Raw genomic sequence first — 14,914 nt, forward strand, 5'->3', positions numbered from 1 at the left:
GAATTCAAGGGCAAGTATTATCTACTTGCCCTTTTTACGCTTTAGATCAGCAAAGGGCGACTATGTCTTTCCAACAAGAAGTGAGCAAACGTAGAACGTTTGCAATTATCTCTCACCCGGATGCGGGTAAAACCACGATTACTGAAAAAGTTCTTTTATTCGGAAACGCGATTCAGAAAGCGGGTACCGTAAAAGGCCGTGGCTCTAACCAGCACGCTAAATCTGACTGGATGGAGATGGAAAAAGAACGTGGTATCTCGGTAACTACGTCGGTAATGCAATTCCCATACAATGATTGCCTAGTAAACCTACTCGATACTCCAGGACACGAAGATTTCTCGGAAGATACGTACCGTACACTAACAGCGGTTGATTCTTGTTTGATGGTTATCGATGCTGCGAAAGGTGTCGAGGATCGTACTCGTAAACTAATGGAAGTAACACGTCTACGTGATACGCCAATCGTAACGTTTATGAACAAACTTGACCGTGACGTTCGTGACCCGATGGAAGTGCTTGATGAAGTGGAAAGCGAGCTTGGTATGGCTTGTTCTCCAATCTCATGGCCAATTGGTTGTGGTAAAGAGTTTAAAGGTGTTTACCACATTCACCGTGATGAAACGATCTTGTACGAATCTGGCCACGGTCATGAGATCCAAGAAGTACGTATCATCAAAGGTCTAGATAACCCTGATCTAGATGAAGCGGTAGGTGACGATCTTGCGGAAAGCGTGCGTGAAGAGCTAGAGCTTGTTATCGGTGCTTGTCCAGAATTTGATCACGACTTGTTCCTTGCTGGTGAGCTAACACCTGTTTACTTCGGTACTGCACTGGGTAACTTTGGTGTTGACCACATGCTAGATGGTCTAACGAAGTGGGCACCTGCACCGCAAACTCGCCAAGCGAACGAGCGTGATGTAGTAGCGACAGAAGAGAAGTTTTCTGGCTTCGTATTTAAGATCCAAGCAAACATGGATCCTAAGCACCGTGACCGTATCGCATTCATGCGTATCGTATCGGGTACTTACAACCAAGGTATGAAGATGAACCATGTTCGTACTGGCAAGAACGTAAGTATCTCTGATGCGGTAACCTTCATGGCGGGTGACCGTGCGCGAGCTGAGAAAGCGTACGCGGGCGATATCATTGGTCTGCATAACCACGGTACGATCCAGATTGGTGATACCTTTACTCAAGGTGAAAGCCTGAAGTTTTCTGGTATTCCAAACTTTGCACCTGAGCTATTCCGTCGTATTCGTCTACGCGATCCACTGAAGCAGAAGCAACTTCTAAAAGGCTTGGTTCAGCTTTCAGAAGAGGGCGCTGTGCAAGTATTCCGTCCAATGCAGAACAACGATCTGATCGTTGGTGCGGTTGGTGTACTTCAGTTCGACGTGGTTGTAGCGCGCTTGAAAGCAGAATACAACGTAGAAGCTATTTACGAAGGTGTTAACGTTGCAACAGCTCGCTGGGTTGAGTGTGACGACGCTAAGAAACTGGAAGAGTTCAAACGTAAGAACCAATCTAACCTAGCGCTAGATGGCGGTGACAACCTGTCTTACATCGCACCAACTATGGTGAACTTGAACCTAGCTTCTGAACGTTTCCCTGAAGTTCAGTTCCGAGCGACGCGCGAGCACTAATTACTCCGCGCTCTATTCGAGTTAAACAAAAACGTCTATTGTTCTGCAATAGGCGTTTTTTAATGCGTTTTATTTAAGGTTTAAAGGTTGAGGTTAGAGGCAGTTATGTTCGGTTGGATAAAAGTTTGGATTGAGAAATACGATAAGTGGTGCGAGGAGCTTGGCTTAACGCCTGAGAATAAGCGCAGCTGTGTTGCTTATCGTCGTGATCCTCAAGAACAACAAACAGAGAGTGGGGAAGATGACACCAGAATTAAATGATTTTCCGCTATTTGATACCCATTGCCATGCGGATTTTGACGCCTTTGATAGCGGTTTTTCAGTTGAGCAAAGTCTTGATGGTTACCTAAAAGAAGCGAAACAAGCCCAAGTGGAGAAACTGTTGATTCCTTCTATTGGTCAAAGTAACTGGAAAAAACTCGATAAGATCGCTCAGTCTCACCCTAATATTTACTACGCATTAGGCTTTCACCCGTACTTTTTAGAGCAAGCGGATGAGGCGCAATTTTCAGAACTTCGCCAGTTACTCTCTTCAAAAAACAGCCAATGTGTCGCGATAGGAGAGTGCGGACTCGACTTCTTTGTGGACGTAGAAAGGGAAAAACAAGAGCGTTTTTTTATCCAACAGATGGAGTTTGCTAAGGCGTTTGACCTGCCTTTAATCATCCATGAGAGGAAGTCATACAACCGACTTATTGAGCTAATAAAGCAGCACAAGTTCACCTTAGGTGGTGTGATTCATGGTTTTTCGGGGAGTGAACAGCAGGCCTTGGCTTGGATCAAGCTCGGTTTCTATATTGGCGTCGGTGGAACGATAACTTACCCAAGAGCACAAAAAACACGCACAACCATCGCAAAATTGCCCCTTGAATACTTGGTGTTGGAAACGGATGCCCCGGACATGCCCATGCATGGAAACCAAGGAAATGTTAATCATTCCAAATATTTAGTTACGATCTTAAATGAACTTTTTTTGCTTAGAAAAGAGCCAAAGAAATCGATTGCAGCGCAAATTTGGCAAAATAGCCATCGCGCATTCGGTATATGTGAATAAAATCGAAGGTTTTTGTTTATCGTTTGCGTAAATTGCACTGAGCTTGTGATTTAGCTCACATTTGCGTGTGAATGGTACATGAATCTTCTACGAAAGTGTGAGGACGGCATTACTTTATTAGTGGTCGCATGAGTATAATTGCCTCCGCTTTATAGCCCCATTTTGTAACACGCCAATAAATAACTAATAAGGAAGTCATAAACTATGAGCCTGTTTATGAGCCTAGTCGGAATGGTTGCACTGATCGCAATCGCAGTACTACTATCTGACAACCGCAAAGCTATTAATCTAAGAACAGTGGGTGGCGCTTTCGCTATCCAATTCGCACTTGGTGCATTCGTACTTTACATCCCTTGGGGTCGTGATCTACTTGCAGGTTTCTCTGCTGGTGTAGCAAACGTGATCGACTACGGTAAAGACGGTACTGGTTTCCTATTCGGCAGCCTAGTTAACTTCTCTGTTGACGGTATCGGTTTCATCTTTGCTTTCCAAGTACTACCAACTCTGATTTTCTTCTCTGCACTTATCTCTGTACTTTACTACATTGGTGTTATGCAAATTGTAATCAAAGTTCTTGGTGGTGGTCTTCAGAAAGCTCTAGGTACTTCTCGCGCCGAGTCTATGTCTGCAGCAGCAAACATCTTCGTTGGTCAAACTGAAGCACCTCTAGTTGTTCGTCCATTTGTTCCTAAAATGACAAACTCTGAACTATTCGCAGTAATGTGTGGTGGTTTGGCTTCTGTAGCTGGTGGTGTACTAGCAGGTTACGCATCTATGGGTGTACCTCTAGAGTACCTAGTTGCAGCGTCATTCATGGCAGCACCTGGTGGTCTACTATTCGCTAAAATCATCAAGCCTGAAACTGATAAGCCAGACGACAACATCGCTGACGAAATGGACGGTGGCGATGACAAACCAGCTAACGTTATCGACGCAGCAGCAGGTGGCGCATCAGTTGGTCTACAACTAGCTCTAAACGTAGGTGCAATGCTACTAGCATTCATCGGTCTAATTGCTCTAATCAACGGTATCCTAGGTGGCATCGGTGGTTGGGTTGGTATGGAAAACCTAACTCTAGAACTTCTTCTAGGTTGGATCTTCGCACCACTAGCATTCATCATTGGTGTTCCATGGGAAGAAGCAACTATCGCTGGTTCTTTCATTGGTCAGAAGACAGTTGTTAACGAATTCGTTGCATACCTAAACTTCGTACCATACGTTGGTGAAAACGCTCAAGTTGTTGCAGCAACTGGTCAAGTGATGTCTGAGAAGACTCAAGCTATCATCGCATTCGCACTATGTGGTTTCGCAAACCTTTCTTCTATTGCGATTCTTCTAGGTGGTCTAGGTGGTATTGCACCAAGCCGTCGCCACGACATCGCACGTATGGGTGTTAAAGCGGTAATTGCTGGTACTCTATCTAACCTGATGGCAGCAACAATTGCTGGCTTCTTCCTATCTTTCTAATCAAGTAGATTTAGATATATAGACGCCATAATAATATCGCCCCGTAGCAAGAAATTGCTGCGGGGCTTTTTTGTTTTTAGGCCCAGTGATTTTTTTGTATGAGCATAAGCATAAGCATCAACTTGAGAACGATAATGGGCCTAGAATGTTTTTTTGAGATACAAACCGTTTGCGTTCTAAGGAGCACTACAATTTATTGATGGATACCTATAATGTATAAGCTTAGGGGATAGGATGTCTCTTTTGGCAAGAAAGTGACCGCTTGGATTCGTCCAAAGGTTATTCTTCTGGGATTAAGCCAAACTTAGCGATACGCTATAGATGTTAGACACAACATGACTGATTTGTTGTGCCATAGACCAAACTGGTACTGTGCGGTGACAAGGATTGCAATTGGTAGCGAAAGTTATCAAGTCTTCAGGGAACCAAGTCCGTTCATTTGTGACTACTGAGCATTACTAAAATATCCATCTATACTGGATGGAGGGCGAAGTAGTTAACTATTTGAATATATTGATCGGAGATAGAAATGAGCGATTTAAAAGCAGCAGCTCTACGTGCACTTAAACTTATGGACCTAACGACGCTAAATGACGACGATACTACTGAGAAAGTAGTGGCGCTTTGTCATGACGCGAAGACTGCAGTAGGTAACACCGCTGCAATTTGTATTTACCCTCGCTTTATCCCAGCAGCTAAGAAAGCGTTGCGTGAGCAAGGTACTCCAGAAGTACGCATTGCGACTGTAACTAACTTCCCTCATGGTAATGACGACATCGAAATTGCTGTTGCAGAAACAAAAGCAGCAGTAGCGTACGGCGCAGATGAAGTTGACGTAGTATTCCCATACCGTGCTCTTATTGCTGGCAACGAAGAAGTTGGCTTTGAGCTAGTTAAGCAATGTAAAGCAGCTTGTGGTGACATCACACTTAAAGTGATCATCGAAACCGGTGAACTGAAAGAAGAAGCACTGATCAAGAAAGCTTCTCAAATCTGTATCGAAGCGGGTGCAGACTTCATCAAAACTTCAACAGGTAAAGTGCCAGTAAACGCGACTCCAGAGTTCGCGCGTATGATGCTTGAAGTTATTCGTGACATGGGCGTTGCTAAAACTGTTGGTTTCAAACCTGCTGGTGGCGTACGTACTGCTGAAGATGCAGCACTATACCTAGCAATGGCTGATGAGCTACTAGGCGCTGAGTGGGCAGACAACATGCACTACCGTTTTGGTGCTTCAAGCCTACTAACTAACCTTCTTAATACATTAGAAGTGACAGACCAGACTGCTGATCCAGCAGCATACTAATATCCCAATCGGGTGTAACAAGATTTAGTCTGTTTGATGGAGTGGCGTTAAGTCACTCCATATTACCTCTTTCCCCTACAAACCATACTCACTAGAGTTTGGGAGGCACTAATGTATCTACCTCAAGAAATTATTCGCAGAAAACGTGATGGCGAAGTCCTAACTGCTGAAGAAATTAACTTCTTCATTCAAGGTGTCGCTAAAAACACGGTTTCTGAAGGCCAAATTGCAGCATTTGCAATGGCTATCTTCTTTAATGAAATGACAATGCCAGAGCGTATCGCATTAACATGTGCAATGCGTGACTCAGGCATGGTGATTGACTGGAGCCACATGAACTTTGATGGCCCAATTGTTGATAAACACTCTACTGGTGGTGTTGGTGACGTAACTTCTCTGATGCTTGGCCCTATGGTGGCAGCATGTGGCGGTTTCGTTCCAATGATCTCTGGTCGTGGTTTAGGCCACACTGGCGGTACGCTAGACAAGCTTGAATCTATCCCTGGTTACAACATTACACCAACCAACGATGTGTTCGGTGAAGTAACTAAAGATGCTGGCGTAGCGATCATCGGTCAAACAGGCGATCTAGCACCGGCTGATAAGCGTGTTTACGCGACTCGTGATATCACAGCAACCGTAGATAACATCTCGCTAATCACGGCTTCAATCCTATCTAAGAAACTGGCTGCTGGCCTTGATTCTCTAGTAATGGATGTAAAAGTAGGTTCAGGCGCATTCATGCCGACTTACGAAGCGTCAGAAGAGCTAGCGAAATCGATCGTTGCAGTAGCAAACGGTGCAGGTACGAAGACAACAGCAATCCTAACGGACATGAACCAAGTTCTGGCTTCTTCGGCGGGCAACGCAGTTGAAGTACGTGAAGCGGTTCAATTCCTTACGGGTGAATACCGTAACCCACGTTTGCTAGAAATTACGATGGCATCGTGTGCTGAAATGCTGGTATTGGGTAACCTTGCAAAAGATTCAGATGAAGCGCGCGAAAAACTGATGACAGTGCTGGATAACGGTAAAGCAGCAGAGTGCTTCGGTAAAATGGTAGCGGGCCTTGGTGGTCCAGCAGATTTCGTAGCGAACTACGATAACTACCTAGAAAAAGCAGAAATTGTTAAACCAGTGTACGCGCTAGAAAACGGTGTGGTATCAGCAATGGATACTCGTGCAATTGGTATGGCTGTCGTTGGTATGGGCGGTGGTCGCCGCGTAGCAACAGACAGCATTGATTACGCAGTCGGTTTTGATCACTTCATTCGTCTTGGCGAAGTGGCAAGTGAAGATAAACCATTAGCAATGATTCATGCTCGCAACGAACAACAGTGGCAAGAAGCTGCAACAGCATTACAAAATGCAATCACTGTGGGCGGAGAATATACAGCAACGCCAGACGTTTACCGTCAGATTCGTTCTGAAGACGTGTAAATAACAGGTATCGGCATACCTAGTGTATGCCGATAAACAGAGTTCTGGTGCAAAGAGCAATAAGTTGGTGAAGAAAATGAAAAGAGCATTTATTTTAGTTTTAGATTCATTCGGTATCGGTGAAACAGCGGATGCAGACAAATTTGGTGATGTAGGTTCAGACACTATGGGTCACATCGCAGATCATTGTGACAAAGGTCTTGCAGACAACGCGGATCGTCAAGGTCCTCTGACGCTACCAAACCTGTCTAAGCTAGGTTTAGCTATGGCTCACAAAGAGTCTACAGGTCGTTTTGCTCCGGGTATGGATGCAGACGCTGAAATCATTGGCGCTTACGGTCACGCTGCTGAGCTGTCTTCTGGTAAAGACACGCCATCGGGTCACTGGGAAATCGCTGGTGTACCAGTATTGTTTGACTGGGGCTACTTCACCGACAAAGAGAACAGCTTTCCAAAAGAACTGACTGACCGCATTCTTGAGCGTGCAGGTTTGTCTGGTTTCTTGGGTAACTGCCACTCATCAGGCACTGAAATCCTAGATAACCTAGGTGAAGAACACATGAAGACTGGCCTACCAATCTTCTACACTTCTGCGGACTCTGTTTTCCAGATCGCTTGTCATGAAGAGACATTCGGCCTACAAAACCTGCTAGACCTTTGTCAGATTGCTCGTGAAGAGCTAGAAGACTACAACATTGGTCGTGTTATCGCGCGTCCGTTCGTTGGCCCGGGTAAAGGTCAATTTGAGCGTACGGGTAACCGTCGTGATCTTTCTGTTGAGCCACCTGCGGCAACTATCCTGCAGAAACTTGCTGATGAGAAGGGCGGTAACGTTCACTCAATCGGTAAGATCTCTGATATCTACGCAGGTTGTGGTATCACTCAGAAAACCAAAGCAACAGGTATCCCTGCGCTATTTGAAGCAACAAAAGAAGCGATCAATGAAGCGGGCGACAACACGATTGTGTTCACTAACTTCGTTGATTTCGACTCAGCTTACGGCCACCGCCGCGATGTTGCAGGTTACGCAGCGGCACTTGAGTACTTCGATGGTCGCATCAATGAAATCATCGATATGATGAAAGAAGATGATGTACTTATCCTAACTGCAGACCACGGTTGTGATCCGACATGGCCAGGTACCGACCATACTCGTGAGCACATCCCTGTGATTGTTTACGGTCAGAAGGTTCCAGCCGGTTCTCTAGGCCGTCGCGATACGTTCGCTGATATTGGTCAAAGCTTAGCGTCATACTTTGGTACATCACCAATGGAACACGGCACAAGCTTCCTATAATAGTTAACTAAGAGAGAGGGAAACCTCTCTCTTCTTTTTTGTTTTGAGATTAAGGATATTTTCAATGGCTACTCCACATATTAATGCTGAAATGGGTGATTTCGCTGACGTAGTTCTAATGCCAGGCGACCCGCTGCGTGCTAAATACATCGCTGAAACCTTCTTAGAAGAAGTGGTTCAAGTGTGCGACGTTCGTAACATGTTTGGTTACACCGGTACTTACAAAGGTCGTAAGGTTTCGGTAATGGGACACGGTATGGGCATTCCATCTTGTTCCATTTACGCGACTGAGCTGATCAAAGACTTCGGTGTGAAAAAGATCATTCGTGTTGGTAGTTGTGGTGCAGTGAGCGAAGATATCAAAGTGCGCGATGTGGTTATTGGCATGGGCGCATGTACTGACTCAAAAGTGAACCGTATTCGCTTTAAAGGTCACGACTTCGCAGCTATCGCAGATTACAAAATGGTACGTGCGGCAGAAGATGCAGCAAAAGCGCGTGGTGTTGATGTAAAAGTCGGTAACCTATTCTCGGCTGAGTTGTTCTACACGCCAGATCCTGAAATGTTTGAAGTTATGGATAAATACGGCATTGTCGGTGTAGAGATGGAAGCGGCAGGCATCTATGGTGTGTGTGCTGAATACGGCGCAAAAGCTCTGACTATCTGTACTGTGTCTGATCACATCAAAACCGGTGAGCAAACTACATCGGATGAACGTCAAACAACCTTCAACGACATGATGGTTATCGCTTTAGATTCTGTGCTTCTTGGTGACCAAGAGTAATTACAGTTCACAATAGCTTGATAAAGTAACAGATAACAAAAAGCCCCGTCGCTGCCTGAGCGTCGGGGCTTTTTATTGGATCTTTTGAACTGAGTCGTTATGAGTTTACGTTTCTCAACAATAAGTTCTCACCAGACTTGGTCGGTCTTCGACGAATCAACATGATGAACAGTACACCACTGACGAAGCCCATCAAAACCATACCAATCATATAACGATCGCTTTTGCGGTAGTGGTGATCTGAAATCGCCGTCATCTTACCGGTTTCGAAGGTCACACGAATAAAGCCGATGATCGTATGTTCTGTAGAATAAATAGGTTCAACTAATTGCTGTCTGCCGATACTTGCGGTGGAAAGTGGCGTGTCTAAACCAAGAACCTCACGTACAGAGAGTGCTTTTTCGCTCGAAGCTAGTCGAATACCCTCAGCATCATAGATGGTGGTATCGAATACCAGTCTATCTTGAGACAGCTGATTAGTTAGATCTAGCAGTCTTTCTTGGTCTTGTTGCGTGATCATTTTGCTGGCTGAAAGTGATGCCTGAGAGATAAGCAGCTTGGTAAGAGTTTCCAACTGTTTCGCTTGGATCTTCTCGTTACCTTTACTGATCACGACCGTATTTTTAATCGTTACAACAAACATGGTAGCCAACAAAATGAGGGCTAGCATTCGTAAAGCGTTACGTATTGAGAACAATGATTCATTCATGTTTCACGAAGCCTGAAATAAACAAATGTTATGATTAAGACATATTGAGACTTGCGTTTTCAAATTGCAATAGGTTAACGTTTAGCATAGTTAATTAGGAATCATACACATGGACGCTCAGAAATATCTGCCGATTAAAAGGCATACTACATTATTAACTCGACTCCCCGAGACTCGTTTCGCATCTCAACTCGCTAAGGCAAAGGCCAACTGGATTGTATTTGGCGAGTACCTATCTCCACAATATTTTGATGACATCGACTTTTTCACTGGCACTTACAACACCATTCTTGATACGTGGAAAGTTGGGCATTATGAAGTGGCACTGATGTCTGGAAACTTAACACCTGCTCACGAAGAAATTCTGCAAGCATTGAAGCTTGATTATGCTTGCCTTAGCGAGGTCCCAGACTTATCTAAGCCAGGTTTGATTGTGATGGATATGGATTCCACAGCGATTCAGATTGAATGTATTGATGAAATTGCAAAGCTGGCTGGAGTAGGAGAGTTAGTCTCTGAAATCACCGAACGAGCAATGCAAGGTGAACTCGATTTTGAACAGAGCTTACGCCAACGAGTGGGCGCACTGAAAGGTGCCGATGAAGCTATTCTCGAGCAAGTGCGTCAATCACTGCCATTTATGCCTGATCTTGTTGGGCTTGTGAACACGTTGAATAAGTTAGGCTGGAAGACGGCTATCGCATCTGGTGGCTTTACTTACTTCTCTGACTACTTGAAAGACACGTTAGATCTAGACCACGCTCAGTCGAACACTTTAGAAATCGTTAAAGGAAAATTGACGGGTGAAGTTCTTGGTGATGTGGTTTCAGCGCAAACCAAAGCCGACATCTTAGTGGAACTGGCTGAAGAGTATGAGCTTGAATTGCACAACACGGTTGCTGTGGGCGATGGCGCGAATGACTTAGTGATGATGGGTTCTGCAGGTTTAGGTATTGCCTACCATGCGAAACCAAAAGTAGAGCAGCAAGCTCAAACCGCTGTGCGTTACGCAGGTTTAGGCGGGGTGCTTTGTATCTTGTCTGGTGTATTGGCTAAGCAGCAAAAAATCAGCTGGCAGGCCAAACCTTAAGGTTCGCTTGGTAAGTTCTATTAGCAGCAAACTATAATAGAACACAGATACAAAAAAGCAGGCGATGAGCCTGCTTTTTCTATTTTTAAATGCCGTAAATGGATGCTGACCTAACGAGTCAGTTCTAATCGAATCAACACTTCATCAGTGATGTCTTCAATCTCACCATAGCCGATAAAAGCGGTGATCTCGTTCTCTAGCTTCTTCGCTTGGTGCATGCTAATCCGTGTCAGTTCTTCTAGATCCGATTGGAACAAAGTGGTCAATGGGTTAAAGATTGGCGCGGTCGTAACACGAAGCACATAGACATCACCCAAGTGTTGCGCCTTCTTAATGAATAAGATTCTTTCTTTTGCCGAGGCAAAATCTTTTACCAATTTGGTGTGCACTGATTGGATTTTGTCACCAAACTTTACCGCAGCAATATACACGTCATGGTGTTTAGGCTCTGCGCCTTCGATTCTTTTCAGTGGCTCGGCTAGTAGCGAGCTAGTGTGACCCTTAAAGATCGGCTCTAGTGAGAACTTTTGGTTGTGTCCAAGCTTAGCTAGTAACGTTAGGTGCTTATTCAGTGGGAAGTTCACACCAATGATCTTACAACGCAGTGTTGAGCTTGGCTTATCAATGAAGATAGGGTTACTGACCATTTTGCTAAGCAATATATTGTGCAGGGACTCAAGCAATGAGTTAGTTGGCAGTATCTCTTTCTTCTTAATCAGTTTGCTTTGGTTCTGGTCGATAAGCCCGTTAAGGAACGCGATGGTACGCATTGTCTTGGCATTCTCAGCAATAACCAATTGTACGTTTCGGCCATTCGGGCTTACGCGAATCACATGATAAGGCACTGTGCTCAGTGGCAAGTTCTTATCATAGAGCTGTAGCTCATTGAAGTTGACCAATACCGGGTCATTAATCTTGAGCACCATTGGGTGTTCAAGAGTAATGCTCAACCCACGTTTCGAGATGTCTAAGGTGTGCCCGTTCGCTGCTGCACCATCTTGTGAAGTGAGCTGCAACGGCGACTTAAACTGGTATCTCGGCTCTTTACGACGAGTCTGAGAGTCAAAGTAGATACTTTGAATGTTCCCAACCACAGTGCGTGGGTGACGGAAGCGATTCAGTTCACTGCTTGGAATGCGTGGCTTCTCACTCAATAGATAATCTGCCGCACTTTCGTGATCACCAATTTCTTGCAAAATGCCGCAATGCGTCAGTTGTGCTGAGCTTTGAGCCAGCGTATCTGAGTGCTTGGCTAACGCTTGTCGCTCGGTATCGGAGAGTTCGAACACCGAGAACTTGAACGCCTTCCAACTTTTACGTTTGCCACCAATGTGCCAGAACAGTTGTCTTTGTTCACGAGAGGCTTCAGGGAGCATCATCGAGTAGAACAAGGTCTTATTCTGATGTTCGTGGGTAAACGAATAGATGACGTTACTGGTGCCTTTAACGCCAGGCTTAGCCAATAGGTTCATTCGTTGTTCGTTGAACAGGGTACCCAGAGCTTGTTGGTTACGCTCGTCGTGCCAGTACTGCCACAATGGATGGTTGTTATCCGTAAGTAAGGCAAGTTTGAGTTCGCTACCGCTGAAGAACAAAGGTAGGTTACAGGTGTGCTTTAGATAGGTGTGTTCGATGCCTCGTGTACGAGTTCGAATGATCCTATCTTGGTTCTCATGGCTGGTTTTCTTACTGGTGCTATTTAAAGACTCATCAAGTAAGCGAGCCACAACATTGGTGTCGCTTACCTTGATGGTTCTCAGAAATTTAACTGCGTTGTTCTCGTATGATTCATCGATACCCAGAACGCGAAATTCTACTGCTTGGTTAACGTCGTTTTCTTGAGACTTTTCGACAAGCTCGGTGAATTTAACGCTGATGATTTCACCAAGGTTATAGCGAAAGGCACTTGGCACCTTGAATTTTGCACCTGAAGGGGAAATATCGACCGTAACACCGTGTAGGCCTTGCCCTTTCGATGTGGTGATCTCAACCTGTGAGCTAATCTTGAGTCTGTTCTCTTGGCGCTTTAAGTCGTAACCTAGGTTAATGGCTTCTGCTTCATACGGGCTGTTAGCGCTGGTGATGTCGTGGCTATCTTGAGACGAAGTTTTAACAACACTGCGCAGTGGCTGAGTTCTCGGAGTCATCACTAACTCCCATGCGCCCTCGGTGTAACCTTTAAACTTTTTTGTACCACGCTGATACGCGTTTAAAGCAATGTCATCGAGCCAGTGCTTACGGCCGTCGAGTGTAAATTGACGACACTCATTATCAATGCGTCCGCGTAAATCAATGCTCTTTGTACACGGAGCCATGATACGATTCAGTTCCATTTTAACGAGCAGCTTCAGAGACGGCGATTCCCCTTCTGTCATTTGAGAAAGAAGGAATTCGAAATCTTCGGCGTGGTAAGCCGGGATTAAACGTTCTGCTACAGATAGAATTTCAGATTGCTGCATACTTTTCTTGTTAGAATGGACGGTGCGTTTATGTTATCGACTAGTTTAAATCGATCTTTAAGTATAAGTGGTATGACTGCAACTTTTATTTTCATCCGTACGGTCAAATAAGTCACAAATTGACAACATCATTGTGTAACTGAGTAAATTATTGAGGTTTTATGGCTAAGGCAAAGCGAGCTTATGTGTGTAATGACTGTGGTGCCGATTTTCCACGTTGGCAGGGGCAGTGCAATGCATGTGGTGCTTGGAACACGATTACAGAAGTTAGATTAGCTGCTTCACCTCAGGTCGCGCGTAATGAACGGTTGAGTGGTTATGCGGGCGGTGCAACTGAATCTTCAGTTCAAACGCTGTCAGAAATCGATCTGCAAGAAGTCCCACGTTTTAGCAGTGGCTTTAAAGAACTCGACCGAGTACTCGGTGGTGGTGTCGTACCGGGTGCTGCGATCCTGATTGGTGGTAACCCGGGTGCCGGTAAATCAACGCTGTTATTACAGACCATGTGTCAGCTTTCTTCTCAATTACCGACTCTTTATGTCACAGGGGAAGAATCCCTACAGCAGGTTGCGATGCGTGCGTCTCGACTTGGATTGCCAAAAGAGCACTTAAAGATGCTCTCCGAAACGAACGTAGATAAGATCTGTCAGGTTGCCGAAAAAGAACAACCTAAGATCATGGTTATCGACTCGATCCAAGTTATGCACGTTGCGGATGTTCAATCCTCTCCTGGCAGTGTTGCACAGGTTCGTGAATCGGCAACTGCATTAACGCGCTACGCAAAGCAGAATAACGTTGCCGTGTTCTTAGTTGGACACGTAACTAAAGACGGCACCTTAGCGGGGCCAAAAGTACTAGAGCACATTATTGACTGTTCTGTTTTATTAGATGGCGGAACCGATAGCCGTTTTAGAACGCTACGCAGCCACAAAAACCGTTTTGGTGCAGTGAATGAGCTGGGTGTATTTGCGATGACAGGCCAAGGGCTAAAAGAAGTCAGCAACCCATCCGCTATCTTCTTGTCTCGTGGTGAAGAAGAAACCTCGGGCAGTTCTGTCATGGTGGTGTGGGAAGGTACGCGTCCACTTCTTGTCGAAATCCAAGCGCTGGTGGATTATTCACAGCTGGCTAACCCGCGTCGCGTCGCTGTCGGCCTAGAGCAAAACAGGCTTTCACTGTTATTAGCGGTGCTGCATAAACACGGCGGCTTACAAATGGCTGACCAAGATGTGTTTGTGAATGTCGTCGGTGGTGTTAAAGTAACCGAAACCAGTGCTGATCTTGCGTTGGTGATGGCTCTACTTTCTAGTTTCAGAGACCGCGCATTGCCAAAAGATGTGGTGGTGTTTGGAGAAGTAGGCCTAGCGGGTGAGATTCGACCTGTACCGAGCGGACAAGAGCGTTTAAATGAAGCATTTAAACATGGCTTTAAGAAAGCAATCGTACCGGCAGCGAACATGCCTAAAGGTGGCATTCCAGGAATGCAGATCCACGGTGTGAAAAAATTATCGGAAGCAATTAATGCTTTTGATGAGTTGTAATTGAACTCACTTCAGCTACTCTATACAGCAGCAATTCAGCCTAACCTTAACGCCGATTAAGCTTTAGGTTAGCACTATAATTAACAATCATTTAGATTGTTACTACTGAGTGCCTTTTTCTATA

The 14,914-nt window shown here is 45.1% G+C and carries 12 protein-coding genes; 10 read left to right on the top strand and 2 right to left on the bottom strand.

All coding sequences use genetic code 11. From position 1 onward, the window contains the following. Positions 1–62: 62 nt before the first annotated feature. The 8 genes from prfC (at position 63) to deoD (ending at position 8,991) form a co-directional block, all read left to right on the top strand. A complete protein-coding gene (prfC, locus tag L1D22_RS02905; RefSeq protein ID WP_239828643.1) occupies positions 63–1,643 on the top strand; it encodes a peptide chain release factor 3 in 1,581 nt (526 codons plus the stop codon). A 105-nt stretch (positions 1,644–1,748) separates the two neighbouring features. Beyond that, positions 1,749–1,904: a DUF5363 family protein gene (locus L1D22_RS02910; RefSeq protein ID WP_239828644.1), complete on the top strand. Its 156-nt coding sequence runs from the start codon at positions 1,749–1,751 to the stop codon at positions 1,902–1,904. After that, complete coding sequence (locus L1D22_RS02915; protein WP_239828645.1) at positions 1,885–2,697, top strand: TatD family hydrolase; 813 nt, start codon at positions 1,885–1,887, stop codon at positions 2,695–2,697. Before L1D22_RS02910 ends, L1D22_RS02915 begins: the two co-directional genes overlap by 20 nt. 204 nt (positions 2,698–2,901) lie before the next feature. Next, positions 2,902–4,164 (top strand): NupC/NupG family nucleoside CNT transporter, encoded by a 1,263-nt coding sequence (locus L1D22_RS02920; protein WP_017629634.1) that lies wholly within the window; start codon positions 2,902–2,904, stop codon positions 4,162–4,164. A gap of 529 nt (positions 4,165–4,693) precedes the next feature. Beyond that, positions 4,694–5,470 (top strand): deoxyribose-phosphate aldolase, encoded by a 777-nt coding sequence (gene deoC, locus L1D22_RS02925; RefSeq protein ID WP_048605645.1) that lies wholly within the window; start codon positions 4,694–4,696, stop codon positions 5,468–5,470. A gap of 111 nt (positions 5,471–5,581) precedes the next feature. Beyond that, positions 5,582–6,910 carry a thymidine phosphorylase gene (gene deoA / locus L1D22_RS02930; protein ID WP_239828646.1) on the top strand — a complete coding sequence of 443 codons (1,329 nt, stop codon included), beginning with the start codon at positions 5,582–5,584 and terminating at the stop codon, positions 6,908–6,910. A 76-nt stretch (positions 6,911–6,986) separates the two neighbouring features. Beyond that, positions 6,987–8,207: a phosphopentomutase gene (locus tag L1D22_RS02935; protein ID WP_239828647.1), complete on the top strand. Its 1,221-nt coding sequence runs from the start codon at positions 6,987–6,989 to the stop codon at positions 8,205–8,207. Positions 8,208–8,271: 64 nt separating this feature from the next. Then, entirely contained in the window at positions 8,272–8,991 is a 720-nt protein-coding gene (gene deoD, locus L1D22_RS02940; RefSeq protein WP_004734474.1) for a purine-nucleoside phosphorylase, read from the top strand. A 97-nt stretch (positions 8,992–9,088) separates the two neighbouring features. Here the strand turns inward: deoD and L1D22_RS02945 are convergent, their stop codons facing one another. Then, on the bottom strand, positions 9,089–9,700 hold the full coding sequence (locus tag L1D22_RS02945; RefSeq protein ID WP_239828648.1) for a YtjB family periplasmic protein: 612 nt from the start codon (positions 9,698–9,700) through the stop codon (positions 9,089–9,091). 109 nt (positions 9,701–9,809) lie between these two features. Here L1D22_RS02945 and serB point away from each other — a divergent pair, with 109 nt between their 5' ends. Then, the gene (gene serB, locus L1D22_RS02950) at positions 9,810–10,790 is read left to right on the top strand and encodes a phosphoserine phosphatase (protein WP_048612297.1); all 981 of its coding nucleotides are present in this window, start codon (positions 9,810–9,812) and stop codon (positions 10,788–10,790) included. Positions 10,791–10,900: 110 nt separating this feature from the next. Here the strand turns inward: serB and L1D22_RS02955 are convergent, their stop codons facing one another. Beyond that, positions 10,901–13,249 (bottom strand): PilZ domain-containing protein, encoded by a 2,349-nt coding sequence (locus tag L1D22_RS02955; protein WP_239828649.1) that lies wholly within the window; start codon positions 13,247–13,249, stop codon positions 10,901–10,903. A 161-nt stretch (positions 13,250–13,410) separates the two neighbouring features. Between L1D22_RS02955 and radA the strand changes: the two genes are divergently transcribed. After that, positions 13,411–14,790 (top strand): DNA repair protein RadA, encoded by a 1,380-nt coding sequence (gene radA / locus L1D22_RS02960; protein ID WP_017063288.1) that lies wholly within the window; start codon positions 13,411–13,413, stop codon positions 14,788–14,790. Positions 14,791–14,914: the final 124 nt, after the last annotated feature.

This window comes from Vibrio sp. Isolate34 (genome assembly GCF_022397915.1).
Lineage (GTDB): Bacteria > Pseudomonadota > Gammaproteobacteria > Enterobacterales > Vibrionaceae > Vibrio.